We start from the raw sequence: 20780 nt of genomic DNA on the forward strand, positions 1-20780 counted from the left end.
GGAAGCGGGAGGCGGCCGGGTCAGCCGGCCGTGGCGGGCGGGGCACCCAACGCGCCGGTCAGCGCGGCGAAGGCGCCCTCGGCCGTCTCGTCGGAGTGCACCGCGCGGTCCCACACCATGCGCAGTTGCAGTTCCGGGCCCTGGGCGACGGACACCGCGAAGGGCCCGCGCACCGCTCTGCCGTCGATGTGGACCTCCCGGCCCGTGACACCGCCGAGCCGGAGCGGGGGCCGCCGCCGGGCGTCGTCCACGGTCAGCAGCCCGTCGAGGCCGCCCCGCCATCCGGAACCGGCGGCCCGTGCCGCGTGCACCACCGCGTCGAACGGCGTGCCGGCGTGGTCGAGATCGTCCCACCACGCACCGGCCGTCTCCTCCGGCGTCACCGGGCCGGTGCCCGTCGCGGTGGGGAAGACCACGGTGTTGAGAAAGCAGCCGAGCACCGGCGCGGCGCCGTGCGGACGGCCGCCCCACGGATAGCCGAGCGGCACCACGTGGCCCTTCCCGTACAGCACCTCGGCGGCGGCGCGGCAGGCGTCGAGCAGACGGGGGAAGGACGCCCCGGTCTCCGGGGCGGGTATCCGCCGCTCGGCCGAACCGCTCGGCAGCCCGTCGTGCGCCGGGCCCGCCGGCGCGTTCGCGGGCCGCGCCCGTTCACGCACCGCGCGGAGCCGGTCGCCCCAGTAGGCCATCGCGGCCGGCGAACCCGCCTGCTCCTCCGCGGCCAACTGCAGGAGTACGGCCTCCCGGTAGGCGTCCAGCTCGGCGGCGGCATCGGCGGGCGACGGGCCGTCCGCCGCGCGGCCCGCGGCGTAGGCGGCACCCAGCTCCTCGACGATCCGGTTCAGCGACTGGCCGTCGCACGCGGTGTGCTCCAGCACGACGGCGAGCACCTCCCGCGGCCCGTCGGCGCCCGGTCCCTCCTGGCCGTCCGCGCCGTCCGGGGCATCCGTCACGAGGAACAGCCGCAGCGGCGCCCCCTGCGGGGCCCAGTCGTCCAGGACCCGCCGCAGCGCGGCCGCCGTGTCCTCCCCCGGCGCGAGGACCACCCGCGTCACCGGAACCTCCGGCGCCCCCAGCCGGAGCACCGGCGTACCCCGCAGTACCTCAGGACGGGCGCGCAGCACCGGATGCAGTACGGCGAGGCGCAGGGCGGCCGCGGTGAGGCGCGCGAGGTCCACCGTGCCGCGCGGGAAGGAGAAGAACATCGGCACCAGGTCGGGCCGCCCGGCCGGGTCCATGGCCCGTACGAGGACGAAGCGCCGCTGGGCACCGGTGACCGGCAACAGGGCCGGTGCCCCGTCGTCGAGCCGGTGGAAGCGGGCCAGGTACTGGCTCGTGATGCTGTGCACGGAAGCCTCTCTGGGGAGGAGAAGTGAAGTGGGGGGAGGTGGGAGAGGGAGGGGAGAGGAGGGGCGGGCGGGCTCGGGCGGAGCGCCCTCTCATCGCCGCGCGCGTCAGCCGCGTCCGGCGGCCTCGACCGGCTGGTCGGCGTCGGCACCGGCGTCGGTGCCCTCGTTCAACTCCTCATCCGCGGTGCCCAACCCGCCCTCGGCGCCCGGAAGTTCACGCATTCGCCGCAGCGGCGACAGCAGCAGCGGCAGCGGTACGGCGAGGAACCCCGCCGCGCACCACACCAGCGCCACGCGGGCGCCGAACGCATCGGCCAGGGCGCCGCCGACCAGCGCACCGAGGGGCAGGGTGCCCCACATCACGAACCGCAGCGTGGCGTTCATCCGGCCGAGCAGCCTCGGTGGGCAGACGGTCTGCCGGAAGCTGACCTGGGCGACGTTGTAGACGACCGCCCCGAAGAAGACCACGCCGGAGCCGAGGGCGAACAACGACGCTCCCGCGCCGCGCCCGGACAGGGGCCACAGCAGCGCGAACGGCCCGGTGGCCAGGGCGGAGAGCCAGATGATCCGGGCCCGGCCGAGGCGGGCGGCGAGCGGGCCGGCGCACAGGGCACCCGCCAGCCCACCGAGCGCGGCGGCGGACAGCACCAGACCGACCGCTGCGGGTGCCAGCCCCAGCTCCCGTACCAGGAAGACGGACTGGGTGGCCATCAGCATGGCGGAGAAGAGATTGGCCAGCCCGGTGGCCACGGCGATCACCCGTAGCAGACGGTGGCCGAACACGAAGCGCAGCCCCTCACCGACGTCCTTGCGCAGTGAGGCCCCCGGCACGCGCTCCGGGAGGGTCTCCGGCCGCTTGATGCGCCACAGGAACAGTGCGGAGAGCGCGTAACCGCAGGCGTCCGCCACGATGGCCAGCGGCGCGCCGAGCAGCTGCACCAGGCCACCGCCGAGCCCGGGGCCCGCGACCTGTGCCGAGGAGCGGACGGTCTCCAGCGCCCCGTTGCCGGCGACCAGTTGGTCCTTGGTCAGCAGTTGGGGCACGAAGCTCTGGTGGGCGACGTCGAAGAAGACCGTGGCCACGCCGGTGACCAGGGCGACGACATACAGCTGGGTCATCGTCAGCACCCCGGCGACCGCGGCCAGGGGAATGCTCGCCATGGCCACGGCCCGCACCACATCGGCACGGATCAGCAGCGGCAGCTTCCGCATCCGGTCGACCCAGGCCCCCGCGGGCAGGCCGACCAGCAGGAACGCCGCGGTCTCGGCAGCGGTGAGCAGACCCACCTGGAAAGCGGGGGCGTTGAGCTGGAGTACTGCGACGAGGGGCAGCGCGACCAGGGTGACCTGGGAACCGAAGAGTCCGGCCGCGGCTCCGGTGAGGAGCAGGCGGAACTCGGGCATGCGCAGCGGGCCGCTTGTGGCGGCTCGGGGGCTGACGGGCATGTCGATGACATTCGGGGACCCGGCGATCGCCAGTCAAAACGAAGAGCGCAGTTTCAGACGGTTTTCTTTACCAATTGCGCACACAAACCGAAAATTTTCCGTCAGATCGCGGAAAACGCGGGATGTCTGGCACTGGCGGTGTCCTGGTGCGGGGCAGGTCCGGTAAGGCCGACGCGTGCTCAAGATCCCTCCGGTTCGCACGGAGTGCCACATGCCGCACTCTGACCGAAAACTGCCATCGATGTCCCGTTATGAACGGAACCCGCGATTCACCCGCTATGCGGCCACGGCGACCTCGGAGGGCCGGAGAAGTGGACCCGGGCTGTCGGCACCGTACCGGTCGCGGCCCTCACCGCCGCCCAACGTGCCGGCCGGCCGAACACGAGCCGCGGCACGCGGACCGCGCCGACCGGGTGCCGCTGCCCCGAACGTCCGTCATGTGCGGCCTTTGCACCTCGGCTGCGGCGGGGGAGTCACCCCTCGATGAGGGTGGCGACGGCCCGGCACAGGAGGTGCACGCTGCGCCGGAACTTCTCGTCCTGGCTGAGCCGGGGCATCTGCGTGAGCAGGAGCGGGAAGCGCGCGTGCAGGTCCGCGTAGACCTCTTCGGTGACGGGGGCCACCTCGGTCCCGCTCTGTTCCTGGAGGACGAAGCCGGTGATGTGGCTGAGCAGGGTGTCGGCGGCGGTGCCGCTGTGTTCGGAGGGGACACCGGCGTCGAGGAGGGTGTGCAGCAGGCGTTCCATCAGGGAGAGGCCGCCGGTACTGAGCATTCTGGGGCTGTCGACCAGTAAGAGCGCGCCGCCGGGATGCTTGAGCAGGGCCTGGCGCAGCGTGGTGGCCTGGACCTCGATCCGGTCCTGCCAGGGGGCCTCGGGCGGCAGCGCGGCCAGCGCGGCGCCGCCGGCGTCGTACGCCTGCCGACAGACCCGGTCGGCCATCATCGCGAGCAACTCGTCCTTGCCGCGTACGTGGTAGTAGAGGCTGCCCGCGTGCGCGCCGAGCCGTTCGGCCACCTGACGCATGGACAGGGCGTGGTATCCGACCTCGGCGAACGTGGCCATACCGGCATCGATGATCCGTTCCTTGGTGAGCTTCATCCCCTGACCCTAAAGGTTTTCCAACGGTGTTCGAAAGCTGTGTTAGCCTCCGCCCGACCATTTCGAACGGTGCTGCAGGGGGCGGGACATGGGCGGGCTGCTTTTCCACGTGAGCACGGCCGCGTTGATGGTGATGATCATCAACTGCGGGCTCGGCGCGATCGGACGGGACTCGCTGCGCGGCCGCCCCGTCCCGTGGGCCGCGGTCGGCCTGACCGTCCTGGCGGTGGCCGGTGTCGCGCTGCAGCTGTGCTGGTCGGGCGCCATGGCCGCGCTCGACAGCGACCCGGCCAAGACCGGCTGGTGGCGGGTGCTCACCTCGGTCTTCATGCAGAACGGCGGCCCGGCCGGCGCCCTGTGGAACATCGCCACCCTCGCCCTCGCGGCCGCGCTCGCGCAGTGGCTCTGGGGCGGCACGCTGACCCTGGTCTTCTTCGCCGCCGGCATCCTTCTGCCGGAACACCTCGACGCCCTGCTCGGTCTCGGCAGCGGCCCCAGCACGGACCCGCGCAACTTCGCCGGCAGTTCCGGCGCGACGTACTTCCTCGGGGCCACCCTGGCCGTGGCACTCCTGACCCGCACCCGCGTCAAGAAGCAGCAGGCCCTCGCGATCGCCGTCCCGGTGCTCGGCCTGCTGATGTGGCTCCTGCAGGAGAACGGCCACGGCCTGGTCGCCGTGTACGGCTTCGCGCTCGGCGCCCTGGCCTGGGCGGTGCGCCGCTCCTTGGGGCGCACGGACACCGAGCCGTCGCCGCACTCCGCGTAACGGCGAGTCGGACGAAGGCGAGAGCAGTCGGCGACGCGCAGCGCGCCGCGCTCGACCGGAGCTCCGACCTCCCGGAGCGGGCCGGAGCCGGTGCCGCCCGCAGCCGGTGCAGCGTCCCCAGCGCACCCTCGTCCGCCACGAGCAGACCGCGCACCCCCAACTCCGCTGCGCGCAGGGCGACGTCGACACCTCCGGCGAATGCGTCATGGCCGCGGGCGCGCAGCCCCGCGCCGCCGGAGCAGATGCGGGTGGAGCCGCCGATGTGCGAGAGGGCGGGCGTACGGAGGCTTGGGGTGCGGTGGTACGGGGCGGGCGCTGCTCCCGTACCACCGCACGTCTCAGGAGTGCCGCGGCCGTTCCGGCACGGTGGCCACTCAGGGACGCAGGAGCACTTGCCCCGTCCCCGGGTCGCCGTCGCCGACCAGCGCGATGGCCTCGGCGAACCGCTCCAGCGGGAACTCATGGGTGATGAGCGGCGCCGGATCGAGCAGCCCGCGGCCGAAGGCGCGCACCGCGTACGACCAGGCCGCCGACGGTGCCCCGAAGATGCTCCGGATCTCCAGCTGGCTCAGGGCCAGATGCACCGGATCGATCCCGGTCGCGCCCGGTGGGAACATCCCGGTGAGCACCACCCGGCCGCCCCGGCGGGCCAGCAGACAGGACGAGGCCGCGGTCGAGCGCGCTCCCGCGGTCTCCACGACCAGGTCGAAGCAGCCGTTTTGCTGCGTCGCCTGCTCGGGCGTGCACACCGCGCTCGCATCACACCGCAGCGCCCGTGCCCGGCGCCCCGACCGCGGGTCGACCACCACCAGCTCGGCCGGCTCCGACGCGGCCAGCAGCTGCACCGCCAGCAGCCCGAGGGTTCCCGCACCGACCACCGCGATCCGCTCCCCGGGCCGCGGCCGCCCGGCCCGCACCGCAGCGGCGACCACGGCGGTCGGCTCCAACAACGCGGCGGCCCGCAGATCGGCGTCGTCGGGCAACGGGTGCAACAGCGCTGCCGGCACCGTGAGATGGTCGGCGAACCCGCCCGGCTCGGTGAACCCGGTCTCGGCGTACCCGCTGGTGCACAGACTGGTCTCGTCGGCCCGGCAGCGCTCGCACTTCCGGCACGCCCGGAATCCCTCGGCCACCGTCTTGCGCCCCACCAGCGCCGGATCGACCCCCGCGCCGACCGCCGCCACCGTGCCCGACCACTCGTGACCGGGCACGACGGGATAGTCGATGTACCCGGCGTCGCGCCGGCCGTCGTAGACCTCGCGGTCGCTCAGACAGATCCCGGCGGCGGCGACCCGCACCAGGACCTCGCCCGGGCCGGGCTCGGGCACCGCGCCGTACACCAGCCGGTGCTGCCCGGGCCGCTCGACGACGATCGAGCGACTGACCGCCGCCCCGCGCTCCCACTCCACTGCACGTCCGCCCGTTCGGTCGTCCGCCTCCCCGCCCGCCGGGCTCACCGCGGCCGCCTCTGCTCCCAGCCCTCGGCCCAGAGGTCGAACCGGGCCTGTTGCCGCGGGAATGCGGCCGCGGCGTCCGCGTCGAACTCGACGCCGAGCCCGGGGGCGTGCGACACCGAGAAGCAGCCGGTCTCCGGATCGACGTACGGGGCACCCCGCACCACCTTCGTGATCTCCGCGTCCGCGAAGTCGTTGAAGTGCTCCAGTACCTTGAAGTTCGCTGTGCAGGCGGCCAGTTGGAGCGAGGCAGCGGTCAGCACCGAGCCGCCGACGTTGTGCGGGGCCACCAGCACATAATGCGTCTCGGCCGTCGCGGCGAGCTTGCGCGCTTCGAGGATGCCGCCGAGGTGGCCGAGGTCCGGCTGGATGATGTCGGCGGCCTGCGCCTCGAACAGCTCCCGGAACTCGATCCGGTCGTGGATGCGTTCACCGGTCGCCACCGGCAGCTCCACCTTGTCCGCGACCTTCTTGAGCGCCTTGAGGTTCTCCGGCGGCACCGGTTCCTCCAGCCAGGCGGGCCGGAAGGGCGCCAGCTCACGGGCGAGCCGGACCGCCGTGGCCGGGCTGAACCGGCCATGCATCTCCAGCATCAGCTCGGTGTCCGGTCCGATGGCGTCCCGCACCGCCTCGATCAATGACACGGCGTACCGGGTCCGTTCGTGATCCAGCTCGAAGCGCCCGGTCCCGAACGGATCGATCTTCAGGGCCCGGTAGCCGCGCGCCATCACGTCCTGCGCCGCCTTGTGGTACGCCTCCGGGGTGCGCTCGCTGGTGTACCAGCCGTTGGCGTACGCCCGCACACGATCGGTGACCCGGCCGCCGAGCAGCTGCCACACCGGAACGCCGAGCGCCTTGCCCTTGATGTCCCAACAGGCCATCTCCACACAGGCGATCCCGGACATCACGATCTCACCGGCCCGCCCGTAATCCCCGTACTTCATCCGACGGACCAGATCCTCGACCGCGAACGGGTCCGACCCGCGGAGGTGGTTGGCCTCGGCCTCGCGCAGATAGCCGAGCAGGGCATCGGTGCGGCCGAGCATCCTGGTCTCGCCGACCCCGGTCAGCCCCTCGTCGGTGTGGACGAGCACATAGGTGAGATTGCGCCAGGGGGTTCCGACGACGTGTGTGCTGATTCCCGTGATGCGCACGGCAATTCCCCCTCCATGTCGTTCGAAATTTCGTCACTCGTTCGAAATGGTGGCGTGACCGTAGTCAGCTCCCGACAGGGGTGTCAATGGGGTGCGCAGCGGCCGGCACGTCCCCACCATTGCCCCGCGAACCACCCTGTGCGTAGCCTGCGTTCGGTATACCGGTCAGTGACCGGCTCCTCGAACGAAACGGGTGGTGAGGCACATGGGACGTCTGGTCCCCGCGGTGACCAGGGCGCTCGACATCCTTGAGCTGTTCCTGGAAGGCGACGGAACCCTCTCCGCGCCCGACATCACCCGGAAACTGCAGCTGCCGCGCACCACCGTGCACGAACTGGTCACCACCCTCGCCGCCCGCTCGTATCTGGTTCCCGCCCCCGGCCGGCCCGGCCACTACCGCCTCGGCGTCCGCCCCTACCAGCTCGGCAGCCGCTACGCCGAACAGCTCGACCTCGCCGCCGAGGGCCAGCAGGTGGCCCGCGAGGTCGCCGAGACCTGCGACGAGACCGTGCACGTCGCGATCCTGGAGGACCTCGACGTCATCTACATCGCCAAGGTCGACTCCATCCACGCGGTCCGCATGGTCTCGGCCGCCGGCCGCCGGCTCCCCGCGCACTGCACCGCCGTCGGCAAGATGCTGCTCGCCGCCCTGCCCACCGACGAACTGGACCTCCGCATCCAGGAAGCGGGCGCACTGGACGCGATGACGCACCACAGCATCACCGACCCCGAGGCGCTCCGCGCCGCACTCGCCGTCGCCCGCGAGCGCGGCATCGCCGTCGAGCACCGCGAGTCCAACCCGGACGTGAACTGCGTGGCCGCGCCCGTACGGGACGGCACGGGCCGGGTCGTCGCCGCCCTGTCGATCTCCGTACCCGTGATCCGCTGGAGCGAGGAACGCGAGGCCGAGCTCGCGGAGCTGGCCGCCAAGGGCGCGGGCGACCTCTCCGTACGCCTGGGGCACCGCGGCGGCCACCGATGAAGGCCGAGCTCGCGGTCCGCGCCTCGGCCACGCTCGGCGAGCGCCCCACCTGGGACCCGGCGACGGACCGCCCCATAAATGGAGGAACGATGACAGCAGACGGCCTCAGCCGCTTAACCTCCCGCGTGGCGCATTTCGTGCTCCACGGGCGCCGCCCCCGGTTCGACCACCCCGACTCCCACCGAGCGGCCCGGCCCAACCAGCACGCGGGCTTGATCTACCACTACCGTCCCTCCTCCCCGACGGGAGGCGGCGGCCTGCAGGGACCGCTCTGACGCTGGCAGGCTTCCGTTGGTCGGCCGGGGCCTGGATCATATTGCTGCCGCCCCGACTCTCCGGTTCGATGACCGGATGACGCACAACCCGACACCAGGGAACCCCCGAGGGCCCGAAGGCAGCCTCCGGCAGATTCGCCGGAGGCTGCCTGACCGTGGGGCTGATATTGCTCAGCGCCCTGCTGATCCTGGTGAGCTTCGCGGCCACCACCGAGCTCGACTCACCCGATGCCTTCCCGGGGCTCAAGGGCAACCGCAGCGGCCTTGTCCTGATGGCCCTCGTCCTCGGGCTGGCAGCACTACGGAACGGGCGTTGTCCGGGACGGGATCCGTTCCTGCCCGAGGAAGCGAGGCCACCGCACCGATGCCCGCGGCCCGCACTCAACGCCGCTTGACCCTCCTGTAACAGGAGGCCCTACGGTCCCGTGGCATGAAGATCGTTGTGCACGACACCGCCTCCGCCATGATCGACCTCCTGCAGCGACCGCTGGAGGAGCGTCCCGAGGCGCTGCGGGAGATGCTCGATCCGCTGCAGCGGGTGATGGCTCCGCTGATGGGGGACGTGGATTTGGTGCAGATGCACCGGGAGATGGGGAGTGGCTTTCGGATCGATCGGGAGGATGCGCGGTATCTGGCCGCCGTGCAGCAGATGCGGGACGCGCGGGTGTGGGAGCGGATCGAGGAGTCGCTTGCGGCGGCGTGGGAGAGGATCAGCCAGGCGGTGCCGGGGATCAAGCATGCGGAGACCGTGCATGTCGTCCTGGTACTGGGTGATCCGGATGATGACCACCTGACGGTGCGGAGCAGTGGCTACTTCGGGACGGGAGGGATTCCGGGGGCGATTCATCTGGTGATGTGGCCCACCGCGACGAGCCTGGAGAAGATCGGCCACGCTGCTGCGCACGAGCTCCACCACAACGTGCGGTACGCGAATGTGGTGTGGGACCCGATGGCCGTGACGGTGGGCGAACACGTCGTCGCCGAGGGGCTGGCCGAGGCGTTCGTACGGGAGTTGGCCGGGGAGGAGGCCATGGGTCCGTGGGCGACGGCGCTGAGCGGCGCCGGGCTGGACAGCGCGTACGAGAAGATCACTGCCGATATCGATGTCGCCGGGATGCAGAACCTGACCGGGTATGTGCTGGGCGATGCCACCGCGCGGCGGTTGGGGCAGCCCACCGTGGGACTGCCGGACTTCGCCGGATACGGGGTGGGGCTGCGGATCGTGGACGCGCATCTGGCGGCCTCCGGGCTCACCGCCGCTCAGAGCGTCGCACTGCCGGCGCGGGAGGTGCTCCGCAACGCGGGGGTGGCGACCGGCGCGTGACAGCGGGACGGGGGCGACTGTGGTGGCGGACGCCGGCGCGGGCACGGCAGAATCGCGGCCGTGAAGGTCAACATCACCGCGCGCGGACTCAATCGGGCCACCCTGGGGCGTCAACTGCTGCTTGAGCGAGCGAAGTTGGGGATCGTTGAGGCGGTTCGTCGGCTGGTGGCGCTGCAGGCTCAGCATGCGGCCTCGCCGTATCTCGCGCTGTGGAACCGGATCGCCGGGTTCAAGGCGGCGGACATGGATGACGCGTTCGCCCGGGGCGCGGCCGTCAAGGCGACCCTGCTGCGGATGACCTTGCATGCGGTGCACGCCGATGACTACCAGGTCTTCCGCGAGGCGATGCAGCCGACGCTGTACGCCTCACGGCTCGGCTACCACTTCGCCGCCACAGGACTCACGCCCGCGGACGGCGACGCACTGGTGCCGGAAGCGGTGAAGTTCGCCGAACAGGCCCGCACTTCCGCCGAGATGGAGAAGTGGGTGGAGCAGCAGGTCGGACCGGAGCGGAAGGCGGGGGCGTGGTGGGGGCTGCGGGCCTACGCACCGCTGTTGCACGTTCCGACGGGCGGCCCGTGGTCGTTCGGCACCCGGCCGTCGTACACCGCGGCGCGCACCGGCCCCGTGCCCACGGGCCGGGAGACGAGGAGGGAGGCGCTGACCACCCTCGTCCTGCGCTATCTGGCGGGGTTCGGGCCGGCGTCGGTGGCGGACGTGGCGCAGTTCGCCACGGTCCGGCGCGCACCGGTCCGCCAGGTGCTCACCGCACTCACCGCTCTCGACACCCCCGGCGGTGCCGTCGAACGGCTTGAAGGCCCGGACGGCAGCACGCTGTTCGACCTCCCCGGCGCCCCGCGGCCGCCCGCGGACACGCCGGCCCCGCCCCGGCTGATGGCGATGTGGGACAGCGTCCTGCTCGCCTACGCCGACCGCAGCCGCGTGATACCCCCGGCCTACCGCCGGCTGGTGATCCGCTCCAACGGCGACGTGCTGCCGACGCTGCTGGTCGACGGGTACGTCGCCGGAGTGTGGCGCCCGGTCGACGGAGGCATCGAAGCGACGGCGTTCCATGCGCTCCCGGCCGCCGCGTGGGACGGGCTCGCGGCGGAGGCGCGTTCCTTGACAGCCGTGCTGGCCGACCGCGAGGCCGAGGTCTATCGCCGCTGCCACCATTGGTGGGGCAAGCTCTCGCTGCCCGGTGAGGCACAGGTACGACTGTTGCCGGGCTAGGGGAGACGGACCTCCGCTAGGTGGTCGGCCGGGACGTGGAGTGGGCCAGGTGGTCGGCGGCGGACTCCGCCAGGGTGCGGATCGCCGGGTGCCAGGCGCGGGCCTGCGGGCCGGTCAGTACGAGGCGGCGCGAGGTCTCGGGCGCCAGCGGCAGCAGGACCAGGTCAGGGGGGACGAGGGTGCGGGAGACCTCGGAGAGGATCGTCACCCCGATGCCGGCCTGCACCATGCTGATGAGGGTCGCCAGGTCCCGTACCCGGTGAGTGGGGTCGAAGCGCAGCCCGGCCAGCTTGTGGATCGTACGGATACGGGCCTCGCAGCCGTTGGGCGAGATCAGGAACTGGTCGTCCTCCAGGTCGCGGATGTCGACGGCCGGCTCGCCCGCCAGGGGGTGGTCCCGGGGCAGCAGTGCCCGGTAGCCGTCCACGGCGAGCTGGACGCCGGGGCCGGGCTCCGGGTCGATCAGGACGGCGGCATCGGCCGTTCCGTCGTCGAGCCAGGTGGCGACCTCGGCGCTGTCCCCCTCGAAGACCCGGACCGTCAGGCGGGGTTGATCTTCGCGCCAGTGCCGGAGCAGGCGGGGGACCAGCCCCTGGCAGACCGTGGGCGTGGCGGCCAGCCGGACGATCCCGGTCATCGTCTCGGTGGCACTGGCCGCGATCTGTTCCACGGAGCGGGCCGAGGACACCGCGAGGCGGGCGTGCGGAAGGACCCGTTCGCCGAGCGCGGTGGTACGGGCCGGGGTTGCCCGGACCAGCAGGGGCGCGGACAGCGCGCGTTCCAGGGAAGCGACGGCGTGCGACACCGCGGACTGGCTCATGCCCAGCTCGGCGGCTGCCGCACTGAAACCGCCCGCGTCCACGACGGCCAGGAAGGCCCGGAGTTGGGGAAGGTTCACGGTCATGCGTCAGCCTCATATCCGTATGACGGCTATGCGTTGGATCTATGGTGCCAGGTCGGGGACGCTTGCCGAGTGCCACGCCGGCTCCGGCAAGGGGCCGTGTACGGGGCGCAGAGCAAGCAGATGCAGAGCATTCCGGTACCGCACCGGATGCGGAGCATCCAGACACAGACGAGAGGTAGGCAGGCCATGCCGTACTTCCGGGTCACCGTTCCCGACCCCGACCTTCCGGCCGACATCCGGCGCGCCCTCGCCGAGGGGCTGACCGAGCTGGCGGTCTCGGTCCTGAACAAGTCCAGCGCGCGCACCATCGTCCAGCTCAACCTGGTGCCGGCCGACAGCTACTTCGTCGACGGCAAGCCACTGAGCGGCCACCGTGACGCGCATGTGGAGGGCAGTCTCACCCTGGGGACCAACAGTGCCGCGGAGAAGGCGGACTTCATCGCCCGGGCCGGTGAGCTGCTGTCGGAGATCCTCGGCCCGCTTCCCCGGGCCGGTGTCGCACTGCACGAACTGCACCCCGAGAGCTACGGCTACAACGGGGTCACGCAATTCGACTTCTACCGCCGGCCGGCAGGTACGCAGCCGGCACCGCGGCGCCCGGTCACGGCAACGGCATGAGCCGGTAGAGGACGGTGGCGACCAGGTCGCGGGCGTACTGCGGGTCGAGGAGGCCCGGGCGGAAGAGGATGCGGTACATCAAGGGCGCCACGACGTGATCCATCACGGTGTCGGTGTCCGGTACGTGTTCACCGCGCTGCGCGGCCCTGGTGAGGAGGGTGTCGACCTGGTCGACGGCGTAGGCGGAGCACTGCCCGGAGTTGCCGCCGTCCGGGTCGCCGGCCAGGGCGTCGCGGAGGTACGCGCGCCCCGGCGGGGACGACATTTCCTCCAGGAAGGCGGCGGCCCAGTGCTCCAGGTCGGCGCGGAGGTTTCCGTGGTCGGCCGGAGGCGCCTCGGGCCGCAGCCGTTCCACCGCGACGTCCGAGAGAAGCTCCTGGAGGTCTCCCCAGCGGCGGTAGACGGTCGACGGGGTCACGCCGGCCCGCGCGGCGATCTGGGGGATCGTGAGGTCGCCGCGCCCCTGCTCGGCCTGGAGTTCGCGCACCGCCGCGTGCACGGACTGCTGTACGCGGGCGCTGCGGCCTCCAGGCCGGGCAGCTGGTTTGGGACTCATGCCCCCAGGTTAACGCAAAATCATTGCATCAGTGGTGGCGGAGGGGCTGGAGGACAGGAGTGGGGGCGGGGAGGGGCGCACGCTGACGGGCTGCCGGGCCGAAGCGGGTGACGGGCGGGTGGGCCGTCTCGTAGGCACGTCCGACGCGCAGGAGCGTGGCCTCGTCGAGTGCCCGGCCGATGAGCTGCATGCCGATGGGGAGCCCCGCGCCGTCGAGGCCGACGGGCAGGGAGAGCGACGGCAGGCCCGTGAGGTTCGCCGGTGCCGACAGTCTGACGTAGGCGTCGGCCACGCTCTCGGTGACCTGCGGGGCGGACGCACTCTCGCCGAGGCCCGCCGCGGACCTGCGCTCGGTGTCTCCGGCGGCCGGCCAGCTGATCTCCTCCTGGTCACGGTGGACGGCCGTGCAGGGCACGGTCGGCGCGGCGATGAGGTCGATCTCGTCGAACAGCCGCGCCCAGGCGCGCTGCATCAGGGTGCGGGCCCGCTGGGCGCGCAGGTAGTCGGTCGCCGGTACGAGCCCGCCCGCCTCCAGCAGGACGCGGAGGTCGGTTCCGTACAGCTCCGGGCAGGTGCGCAGGGTCTGTTCGTGGGAGGCGGTGGCCTCGGGCACCATGACGCCCCACTGGGCGGCCTGGACATACTCGGCCATGGGGATGTCCACCTCCCGCAACTCCGCGCCGAGTGCGGCGAGTTGCTCGATGGCCGTGCGGACGGCGGCTGCGACCTCGGGGGCCACGCGGTCGAAGTAGTAGGTGCGGGGGACGGCGATGCGCAGGCCGGCCAGGCCCTCGTCCGTGCCGGCGGCCCCTGCCGTGGTGTGGTGTCCGGTGAGGGCGGCGAGCACGAGTTCCGCGTCGTGCACCGTGCGGGTGATCGGGCCGACGTGGTCCAGGGACCAGGACAGCGGCGTCACGCCGTCCACGGGCACGAGTCCGTAGGTCGGCTTGAGTCCTACGACGCCGTTCAGGGCGGAAGGGACGCGGATCGAGCCGCCGGTGTCCGTCCCCATGGCGAAGATCGCCTCACCTGCTGCGACCGCCACCGCGGAGCCGCCGCTGGAGCCGCCGGCCACTCGGTCGGCGGCCCAGGCGTTCCGTGTCTGAGGTGTCGTCAGGCCGTAGGCGAATTCATGGGTGTGGGTCTTGCCGAGCAGTACCGCCCCGGCGCTTCGGAGGCGTGCCGCGACGGCGCTGTCCTTGCGGGCCGTGTGGTCCGCGCGCACCCGTGAACTGGCCGTCGTCGGCAACCCGGCGGCGTCGATGAGGTCCTTCAGCGTCATCGGGATGCCGTGCAGCGGTCCGCGCTGCCGGCCCGCCGCGATCTCCCGTTCTGCCTGTGCGGCGGCCTTCCGGGCCTCGTCCGCGCATACCGTGACGTAGGCGCCGAGGTCGCCGTCCGCCTCCTCGATCCGCGCCAGGACCGAGTCGGTCAGTTCGACCGGTGAGAGCTCGCGGGCGGCGATCGCCCGCGCCGCGTCGGCGAGCGACAGCTCATACGGCAAGCGCATCCGCCTGCTCCTCTCCTGTGAGGTGTGCCGCCATGGGGGCGGGGGTCGGCTGGGCGACGGCGGGGGCGGCGTCCGTCAGATCCAGTTCGCGCAGCGGGCGCAGCACGTGCTGGATGAGGTTCGCCGTGGCGGCTGTCGCGTCGAGCTGTCCGGGTTCCACGGGCAGGCCGGCCCACAGCGCCCAACGGGCCGCCTCCTGCGGGGTGAGATCTTCGGTGGACACTGCGGAACGTCCTTTCCTGGGGCGTGAGTTGGGCGGTGCCGGCGTGTGGGGTGCGTGTGTGGCGGGGGCGCGGGCGGGTGAGCGTGCCGGCGCCGCACGGTATCGACGCCGGGCGCCCTTAAAGCTGAATGTTTGCGTTAGTGGACCGTACGGCATACCGTGCCACTAACGCAAAAGAATTGCTTTAGCTGGAGAGGTACGTCATGCATCACTTCGCGCCCGCCCCGCACGCCCTCACCCACGGATCGGGGCCGTCCTGGGCCGTCGGCGATCTGCTGGTGCACCGCGTCGACGAGACGGAACTCCCGCCGCCGACCGGCCACTGGCTGCTGCCCGATGCCACTCCCGACGTGGTGGGCGAAGCCCCCTGGCTGCGACCGGACTTCGCCGCCTCCGACGGTGCGCTGCGGCTGGCCAGCCACAGCTTCGCCGTCGAGGCGAACGGCCTGCGAGTGCTGATCGACACCGGCATCGGCAACGGCAAGACCCGCGCCAACCCGGCTTGGGACCACCTCGACACCCCCTATCTCCGGCGACTCACTGCGGCGGGCTTCCCGCCCGAAAGCGTCGACCTGGTCATCCTGACGCATCTGCACACCGATCACGTCGGCTGGAACACCTTTGACAAAAAGGGGAGTTGGGCCCCGACCTTCCCCCGCGCCCGTTACCTTGTCGCGCGAACCGAGTGGGACTACTGGGCCGGCGTCGAGATGGATGAGCCGCGTCGGCAGATGTTCCGTGACTCGGTCCATCCGGTGCGGGACGCCGGGCTGTTCGACCTGATCGACGTCCCGGACACGGGCAGCGAAGTGGCCCCCGGTATCCGGCTGCGGCCCACCCCTGGTCATACGCTGGGGCAGGTTGCGGTGGAACTCCGCAGCGGCGCGCACGCGGCCGTCATCACCGGTGACTGCGTCCATCACCCCGTGCAACTGCACCGCCCCGGCATCACCAGCTGCGTCGACATCGACCCCGCCCGAGCCGTCCGCAGCCGCCGCGAACTGATCGCCTCGCTCGCCGACACCCACACCCTGCTCCTCGGCAGCCACTTCCCGCCGCCGACCGCCGGCCTCGTCACCGCTGAGGCGGGCGCTTACCGGCTGTTGCCCGTCCCGGGGGTCTCGTCCTGACCTTCGTGGGCCCGGTGGTGTGCCCGGCCGGACCGCGCACCGGCCCCGCGCGGCACCGTGGAGCCCGGCGGGCAGGACATCGCCGTCATCGCCCGCATCGCCGCAGGTCGTAATTGCGTTGCACCCTCCGGCCACGTCCATACGATGGGCACGACGACAGCCTTGACGCAGAAGGGGACACGTTGCAGCCGGCATTACGTGCCGCAGGTGGTGAACGGGCGAGCCGACGGCCTCTCAATGCCCACGCCACCTGGTGGCCCTTGGTCCGAAGACCATAGCCGCACCGCAGAGCCTGCCGATCCCGGCACGGCTCTGCTCAGCGTGCCCGCATTCCCTTCTTCCCATCAGGTCCGTCCTTCATGAGGCCATGAAACAACACAGATATCTGCCTGCCCTTTTGGTCGTGACGCTCATCGGCACGATCATGGAACTCGACATGTCCGTGCCCAGTTTCCCGGACATCGCCAAGAGCCTCACGGCGTCCGAGTCCGCGGTACAGCTGACGATCACCTACAACTTCTTCGGCTACTGCCTCGGCGCCCTGGCCTACGGTCCGCTCTCGGACCGGTTCGGCCGGCGCAAGGTCATGCTGATCGGCAACACGATCATGCTGGCCGGCGCACTGGGCTGCGCGGTCGCGACGAACATCGAGTTCCTGCTCGGCTCCCGGCTCATCCAGGGCGTCGGCGCCAGCACCTCCGTGGTCCTGGTCTTCGTCATCATCGGCGACGTCTACCGGGGCACCGAGCTGTTCAAGATGTTCGGGCTCACCAACGCCGCGATGTCCACCTTCATGACGGTGGCGCCCGCACTCGGCGGACTCATCAACCGCACGATCGGCTGGCGCGGCAACTACGCCACCGTCTGCGGCATCACGCTGGTCTCCCTGCTGCTGATGGCGGTCTTCCTGCCCGAGACCAAGGGCGAACCGGCCAAGGTGACGGTTCGTCAGGTCGCCTCGGACTACCGCAAGCTGCTGTCCAGCAAGGAGTTCCTCGCGGCCTCGGTCGTCCCCAGCCTGCTGTTCGCCGCCTACATGGTGTTCATCGCGTCCAGCTCGTTCCTGTACACCGACACCTATGGGCTGTCCACGATCGGCTTCGCCGGCCATCTGCTGATCATCGTGGCCTCGTTCGCGGTGACCAGCCTGTACGCCTCGAAGCTCATCGGGGCGCTCGGCGGCCCGGAGCGCACGGTGGTCTACAGCATCGCCGCCACCGTCCTCGGCATCGCCCTGTTCCTGGTGTTCGGCGAGGGCGCATGGACGACCACCGGTCCCCTCGCCGTCTTCTGCGTCGGCTTCGCCGCGGTCTACCCGGTCATCTTCGGGCGCTCCCTGGCGGTCTTCCCGGAGTTGCAGGGCGCCGCGTCCTCGCTGAACATGAGCGGACGGGCGCTGCTGGTGACGCTGCTCACCGGCGTCGCCAGCAGCCTTTTCACCGGTGACTCGATCGTGACCGCCGGAGTGATGGCCGTCGCCGTGGTCGTCGCCGCACCCCTGGCGTTCGTCAAGCCGAAGCAGAGCGCAGCGGACCAGGCGGAAGCCGGGCCGGTGCCCGAGGCCGGCTGACAACCACCGCCACCCGAGGGGAACGTCGGCTTCCCACCGTCTTTCCCCTCCCTTCGTCCGCACGGCGGCGCGCCCCTCGGCAGCCGCCGTGCGGATGCACCCGCACCGAGGTCCCCGTGGGGTCGGGCCTGCCCGTCAGCGGCACCGTCACCCGCACCGGTCACATCGGCTACCTGCCGCACGATCAGCGCACCGGCACTCCCGGCCTACTGGACGGACGGTCGAAAAGCCGCAGGGTGCCGGCGCCCGGCTCACTCAGTGCATTTCCAGGCCGAGTTGCTTCTCCAGCACGGTCGCCTGTTCGGGCGTGGCGAAAAGGAAATAGCTGTCGTAGGTGCTCTCCCTCAGACGCGCGAAATGGACCACGTGGAACCGGCGGGGGTCGTCGTCGGGGTCGGGATCGAGGTGATCGATGAACTCCAGGATCGCCAGGTGGTCCAGGTACCTGTCCGACTCGTGCTCGGTCTGTTGGGTCACCAAGACGCCGTTGCGCTTGAACTCCAGGACCTCGCCGAGCTTCTCGTCCTCGCGTAGCTGGACGTCGGTGATGGTCACTGCGCCGTCGGTGAGCGCCTCGGCCCGCGCCAGGAAGTCCGCGTAGCTGTCCTCAAGGTCGTCGACATCGTCCCCGTGGGCCGATATCGCCACCCCGAACTCCTCCAGCGTGCTGGCCACTTCGTGGGGCGGCAGTTCGTCGTGCGCATAGTCGGCGTATTCGTCGAGGACGCTGTCGACCTTCTCCTGCGAGACCATGCCCATCCGGGCCAGCAGCGCTCCCACCTGCGTGTACGACGAAGCCCTGAACCAGATCAGCACGTCCCGGAGGCTCTCCTCCTCAAGGAACAGGTCGCGCAGGCACCCCAGCGGAATCGCCGCGCCTCCGACCCGCTTGTCCGGCTGGTCCACGAACGGCACCTCGGTCCAGGGACTCTCCCGCGTTCCCGGGGCCCCGGGGTCGGCGTCCGGATCGAACGGTATGTACTGCCACACCGCCCCCTTGACGCCGCGGATCACCTCGCCCAGGTACCAGCAGGCACCCTGCACGAACGGCTCCTCGCGGGCCGCGTCGAACTCCTCCACGGTGGCGAACCGTTGCCGGACGACGGTTTCCAGCCAGTCCAACGTGTCCGGGTGGAACTGATATCGCCAGGCCCCGTTGAACGCGTCCTCGGCCCAGGCGGAAAGCGCCTTCTTCCGCTCCTCCAGCCAGGCGGTCAGCACCGGATCCTCCGGCATCGGCACCGTCGGGTCCACCCGCGGCGTGTGCTCCTTGACCGGCTTCCACCCCGGAACCGCGTCCTGCTGCGCGGACACCGCTTCCCTCAGCCGCTCCACCTCGTCGGCGAACGCGGACCCGGTACGGACCCGGAGGGCGTGCGCGATCAGCAACCGCGGTGCGATGGGGGAGAGTTCGAGATCCGGATCCGGCCAGACGACCGGCTGTCCCGGACGATCGTCGACCGGGCGGGTGTTCCAGCCCCAGCCCCCACCCGCTATGCCGAGCAGGACCTCGCCGAGATAGGCCATCGCACTGTCCACGAACTCCGCGCGCTTCTCGGCATCTTGAACGGAGTCGTGGTGTTCCAGCAGGCGGGTCTCCAGAGTCTCCAGCGACTCGGGGGAGTAGTCGAAGGGGACGCTCCTGCCGAGGAGCACCTTCTCCAACCGCAGGAGCTGATACGGCAGATCACCGATCCACTGGTGGAGCAGCTGCTGCGGGGAGTCCTCGGGCTGTGTCTCAGGCACCATGCGGCCACTGTAGGGGCGACCACTGACAGCGACCGTTTGCCGCGGGGCACGCCCGGCCCCCGACTGCGGCATACGCATACAGAGGGGAGTTTTTTGCTCCAAAGGCGCCGGCGCCGCGGCCGCGGGCCCTGCTGTGGGGCTCGCCACCGCGGCGGTATCGCAAATGTGCTGGTGGGGAGCGGTCGCCATCGGATTCCTCAACAGCCGCCCCTGAGCCTCCCCTGGGCCGTCAACCATGTTCAGCGGGTCCGTCGTGTAGGCCGGCGTCAGGAGATCCGCCCATCATGCGGAGCATGTCGCGCCCGCCGGTGCGGAGGAAGCGGATGAGGAGAGCGGCCGCCAGGAGGAGGAAGGCGATGTTCAGCCAGGTGGTGTAGTTCCACCTCACGCCTTCCATGGGGACCTTGGCGTCGGCCTGGTCGGGGACGAGGCCGAGCCCGCCGAAGACGAACTCGACCGCGTAGCCGGCGATGACGGTGGCGACGTAGAAGGTGCCGAGGAGGAAGAGGGCCATCCTGGCGCCGTAGTACTTCCGGTAGATGTTGAGGATCGGCAGGATCAGCAGGTCCGCGAAGATGAACGCGACGACGCCGCCGAAGCTGATGCCGCCCTTCCACAGCACGACCGCCAGCGGGACGTTGCCGATCGAGCAGACGAACGAGGCGAGCGCGACCAGCGGACCGATGACGGGCCCCCACAGCTTGGCGGCCAGCGGGTGGCCCTCGAAGAAGAAGCTGCGCCAGAACGCGTCCGGCACCCAGGCGGCGATGGCACCGGCGATGAGCAGACCGAGCACCAGGTCCCGCGCGATCGCCGCCCACTCCATCACGAAGACGTGGCTCGTTGCGGTGAAGCCCTCACGGGACAGCAGCCGCCGGGTGAAGGAACCTTCCCGCCGTACGGACATGTCCATCGCGGCGTGGCCCTCCATGGAGCCGGCCAGGCCGCGTCGGGCCTGCTCGCGCGCCTGCCGCAGCAGCCCGCCGGGCAGCAGCAGGCGGAACAGCACCGCCAGCACGACGATCATGATGGGCCCGCCGGCGAATTCCGCGGCCGTGAACTGCCAGCCCATGAGGAGGGCGAGGATGACCCCGAGTTCGATGACCAGGTTGGTGGAGGCGATCTCGAAGGCCATGGCGGCGGTGAAGTGCGCGCCCTTGCGGAACAGGGAGCGGGCCAGCGCGACCGCGGCGTAGGAGCAGGAGGAGGACGCCGCGCCCAGGCCGGCGGCGAGCGAGAGGGTGCGGGGCCGGTCATCGCCCAGCAGTGAGACCACGGTGGCCTTGCGGACGACCGCCTGGACCACGGCGGACAGGGCGAAGCCCAGGATCAGGGCCCAGGTGATCTCCCAGGTCATGGAACCGGCGATCGACAGCGCATGCAGTACGGAGTGGACCATCCCCGAAGCCTTCCCGCGGCGGGGCCGCAGGGAGGTGA

General features: G+C 71.2%; 19 protein-coding genes. 8 read left to right on the top strand and 11 right to left on the bottom strand.

Annotation, left to right across the window (positions count from 1 at the left end; all coding sequences use genetic code 11):
• Positions 1 to 20: 20 nt before the first annotated feature.
• The 3 genes from AB0G35_RS13105 to AB0G35_RS13115 form a co-directional block, all read right to left on the bottom strand.
• Positions 21 to 1349: a non-ribosomal peptide synthetase gene (locus AB0G35_RS13105; RefSeq protein WP_360947833.1), complete on the bottom strand. Its 1329-nt coding sequence runs from the start codon at positions 1347 to 1349 to the stop codon at positions 21 to 23.
• Between the two features lie 105 nt (positions 1350 to 1454).
• Entirely contained in the window at positions 1455 to 2795 is a 1341-nt protein-coding gene (locus AB0G35_RS13110; RefSeq protein WP_360947835.1) for an MFS transporter, read from the bottom strand.
• A 473-nt stretch (positions 2796 to 3268) separates the two neighbouring features.
• Positions 3269 to 3895 (bottom strand): TetR/AcrR family transcriptional regulator C-terminal domain-containing protein, encoded by a 627-nt coding sequence (locus AB0G35_RS13115; RefSeq protein ID WP_360947837.1) that lies wholly within the window; start codon positions 3893 to 3895, stop codon positions 3269 to 3271.
• Between the two features lie 88 nt (positions 3896 to 3983).
• On the opposite strand from AB0G35_RS13115, the gene AB0G35_RS13120 reads away from it, so the two are divergent.
• On the top strand, positions 3984 to 4661 hold the full coding sequence (locus AB0G35_RS13120) for a hypothetical protein (RefSeq protein ID WP_360947839.1): 678 nt from the start codon (positions 3984 to 3986) through the stop codon (positions 4659 to 4661).
• A gap of 374 nt (positions 4662 to 5035) precedes the next feature.
• Here AB0G35_RS13120 and AB0G35_RS13125 read toward each other — a convergent pair whose 3' ends face one another.
• Both AB0G35_RS13125 and AB0G35_RS13130 read right to left on the bottom strand, forming a co-directional pair.
• Entirely contained in the window at positions 5036 to 6070 is a 1035-nt protein-coding gene (locus AB0G35_RS13125) for an alcohol dehydrogenase catalytic domain-containing protein (RefSeq protein WP_360947841.1), read from the bottom strand.
• Between the two features lie 44 nt (positions 6071 to 6114).
• Positions 6115 to 7269, bottom strand: a complete 1155-nt coding sequence (locus AB0G35_RS13130) for a mandelate racemase/muconate lactonizing enzyme family protein (RefSeq protein WP_360947843.1) — start codon at positions 7267 to 7269, stop codon at positions 6115 to 6117.
• Between the two features lie 205 nt (positions 7270 to 7474).
• On the opposite strand from AB0G35_RS13130, the gene AB0G35_RS13135 reads away from it, so the two are divergent.
• The 4 genes from AB0G35_RS13135 to AB0G35_RS13150 all read left to right on the top strand — a co-directional run bounded on the left by AB0G35_RS13135 (position 7475) and on the right by AB0G35_RS13150 (position 11083).
• On the top strand, positions 7475 to 8251 hold the full coding sequence (locus tag AB0G35_RS13135; protein ID WP_360947845.1) for an IclR family transcriptional regulator: 777 nt from the start codon (positions 7475 to 7477) through the stop codon (positions 8249 to 8251).
• A 430-nt stretch (positions 8252 to 8681) separates the two neighbouring features.
• Complete coding sequence (locus tag AB0G35_RS13140) at positions 8682 to 8921, top strand: hypothetical protein (RefSeq protein ID WP_360947847.1); 240 nt, start codon at positions 8682 to 8684, stop codon at positions 8919 to 8921.
• Between the two features lie 35 nt (positions 8922 to 8956).
• A complete protein-coding gene (locus tag AB0G35_RS13145; RefSeq protein WP_360947849.1) occupies positions 8957 to 9850 on the top strand; it encodes a DUF2268 domain-containing putative Zn-dependent protease in 894 nt (297 codons plus the stop codon).
• Between the two features lie 60 nt (positions 9851 to 9910).
• Complete coding sequence (locus AB0G35_RS13150; RefSeq protein WP_360947851.1) at positions 9911 to 11083, top strand: winged helix DNA-binding domain-containing protein; 1173 nt, start codon at positions 9911 to 9913, stop codon at positions 11081 to 11083.
• Between the two features lie 16 nt (positions 11084 to 11099).
• On the opposite strand, the gene AB0G35_RS13155 is transcribed toward AB0G35_RS13150, so the two are convergent.
• Positions 11100 to 11987: a LysR substrate-binding domain-containing protein gene (locus tag AB0G35_RS13155; protein WP_360947853.1), complete on the bottom strand. Its 888-nt coding sequence runs from the start codon at positions 11985 to 11987 to the stop codon at positions 11100 to 11102.
• A 186-nt stretch (positions 11988 to 12173) separates the two neighbouring features.
• On the opposite strand from AB0G35_RS13155, the gene AB0G35_RS13160 reads away from it, so the two are divergent.
• Positions 12174 to 12605 (top strand): tautomerase family protein, encoded by a 432-nt coding sequence (locus AB0G35_RS13160; RefSeq protein ID WP_360947855.1) that lies wholly within the window; start codon positions 12174 to 12176, stop codon positions 12603 to 12605.
• Here AB0G35_RS13160 and AB0G35_RS13165 read toward each other — a convergent pair.
• The 3 genes from AB0G35_RS13165 to AB0G35_RS13175 are packed head-to-tail and all read right to left on the bottom strand — an operon-like array spanning position 12589 to position 14894.
• Entirely contained in the window at positions 12589 to 13161 is a 573-nt protein-coding gene (locus AB0G35_RS13165; protein WP_360947857.1) for a TetR/AcrR family transcriptional regulator, read from the bottom strand. The genes AB0G35_RS13160 and AB0G35_RS13165 overlap by 17 nt on opposite strands.
• Before the next feature lie 28 nt (positions 13162 to 13189).
• The gene (locus tag AB0G35_RS13170; RefSeq protein WP_360947859.1) at positions 13190 to 14671 is read right to left on the bottom strand and encodes an amidase; all 1482 of its coding nucleotides are present in this window, start codon (positions 14669 to 14671) and stop codon (positions 13190 to 13192) included.
• Positions 14655 to 14894, bottom strand: coding sequence for a hypothetical protein (locus AB0G35_RS13175; RefSeq protein WP_360947861.1), 240 nt, complete (start codon positions 14892 to 14894; stop codon positions 14655 to 14657). The genes AB0G35_RS13170 and AB0G35_RS13175 overlap by 17 nt, the downstream gene beginning before the upstream one ends.
• 203 nt (positions 14895 to 15097) lie before the next feature.
• Between AB0G35_RS13175 and AB0G35_RS13180 the strand changes: the two genes are divergently transcribed.
• Complete coding sequence (locus AB0G35_RS13180; protein WP_360947863.1) at positions 15098 to 16024, top strand: MBL fold metallo-hydrolase; 927 nt, start codon at positions 15098 to 15100, stop codon at positions 16022 to 16024.
• A gap of 367 nt (positions 16025 to 16391) precedes the next feature.
• On the top strand, positions 16392 to 17594 hold the full coding sequence (locus AB0G35_RS13185; RefSeq protein ID WP_360947865.1) for an MFS transporter: 1203 nt from the start codon (positions 16392 to 16394) through the stop codon (positions 17592 to 17594).
• Positions 17595 to 17849: 255 nt separating this feature from the next.
• Here AB0G35_RS13185 and AB0G35_RS13190 read toward each other — a convergent pair whose 3' ends face one another.
• Positions 17850 to 19343: a hypothetical protein gene (locus tag AB0G35_RS13190; RefSeq protein WP_360947867.1), complete on the bottom strand. Its 1494-nt coding sequence runs from the start codon at positions 19341 to 19343 to the stop codon at positions 17850 to 17852.
• Positions 19344 to 19572: 229 nt separating this feature from the next.
• Positions 19573 to 20742, bottom strand: a complete 1170-nt coding sequence (locus tag AB0G35_RS13195; RefSeq protein ID WP_360947869.1) for a permease — start codon at positions 20740 to 20742, stop codon at positions 19573 to 19575.
• Between the last annotated feature and the right edge of the window lie 38 nt (positions 20743 to 20780).

The sequence above is a fragment of the Streptomyces sp. NPDC021749 genome (genome assembly GCF_040640655.1).
Taxonomy (GTDB): domain Bacteria; phylum Actinomycetota; class Actinomycetes; order Streptomycetales; family Streptomycetaceae; genus Streptomyces.

Coding starts and splice junctions, on each gene's coding strand:
- AB0G35_RS13110 (WP_360947835.1), bottom strand. CDS start 2,795: ATGCCCGTCAGCCCCCGAGCCGCCACAAGCGGCCCGCTGCGCATGCCC.
- AB0G35_RS13115 (WP_360947837.1), bottom strand. CDS start 3,895: ATGAAGCTCACCAAGGAACGGATCATCGATGCCGGTATGGCCACGTTC.
- AB0G35_RS13120 (WP_360947839.1), top strand. CDS start 3,984: ATGGGCGGGCTGCTTTTCCACGTGAGCACGGCCGCGTTGATGGTGATG.
- AB0G35_RS13135 (WP_360947845.1), top strand. CDS start 7,475: ATGGGACGTCTGGTCCCCGCGGTGACCAGGGCGCTCGACATCCTTGAG.
- AB0G35_RS13145 (WP_360947849.1), top strand. CDS start 8,957: ATGAAGATCGTTGTGCACGACACCGCCTCCGCCATGATCGACCTCCTG.
- AB0G35_RS13155 (WP_360947853.1), bottom strand. CDS start 11,987: ATGACCGTGAACCTTCCCCAACTCCGGGCCTTCCTGGCCGTCGTGGAC.
- AB0G35_RS13160 (WP_360947855.1), top strand. CDS start 12,174: ATGCCGTACTTCCGGGTCACCGTTCCCGACCCCGACCTTCCGGCCGAC.
- AB0G35_RS13165 (WP_360947857.1), bottom strand. CDS start 13,161: ATGAGTCCCAAACCAGCTGCCCGGCCTGGAGGCCGCAGCGCCCGCGTA.
- AB0G35_RS13170 (WP_360947859.1), bottom strand. CDS start 14,671: ATGCGCTTGCCGTATGAGCTGTCGCTCGCCGACGCGGCGCGGGCGATC.
- AB0G35_RS13180 (WP_360947863.1), top strand. CDS start 15,098: ATGCATCACTTCGCGCCCGCCCCGCACGCCCTCACCCACGGATCGGGG.
- AB0G35_RS13185 (WP_360947865.1), top strand. CDS start 16,392: ATGAAACAACACAGATATCTGCCTGCCCTTTTGGTCGTGACGCTCATC.
- AB0G35_RS13190 (WP_360947867.1), bottom strand. CDS start 19,343: ATGGTGCCTGAGACACAGCCCGAGGACTCCCCGCAGCAGCTGCTCCAC.
- AB0G35_RS13195 (WP_360947869.1), bottom strand. CDS start 20,742: ATGGTCCACTCCGTACTGCATGCGCTGTCGATCGCCGGTTCCATGACC.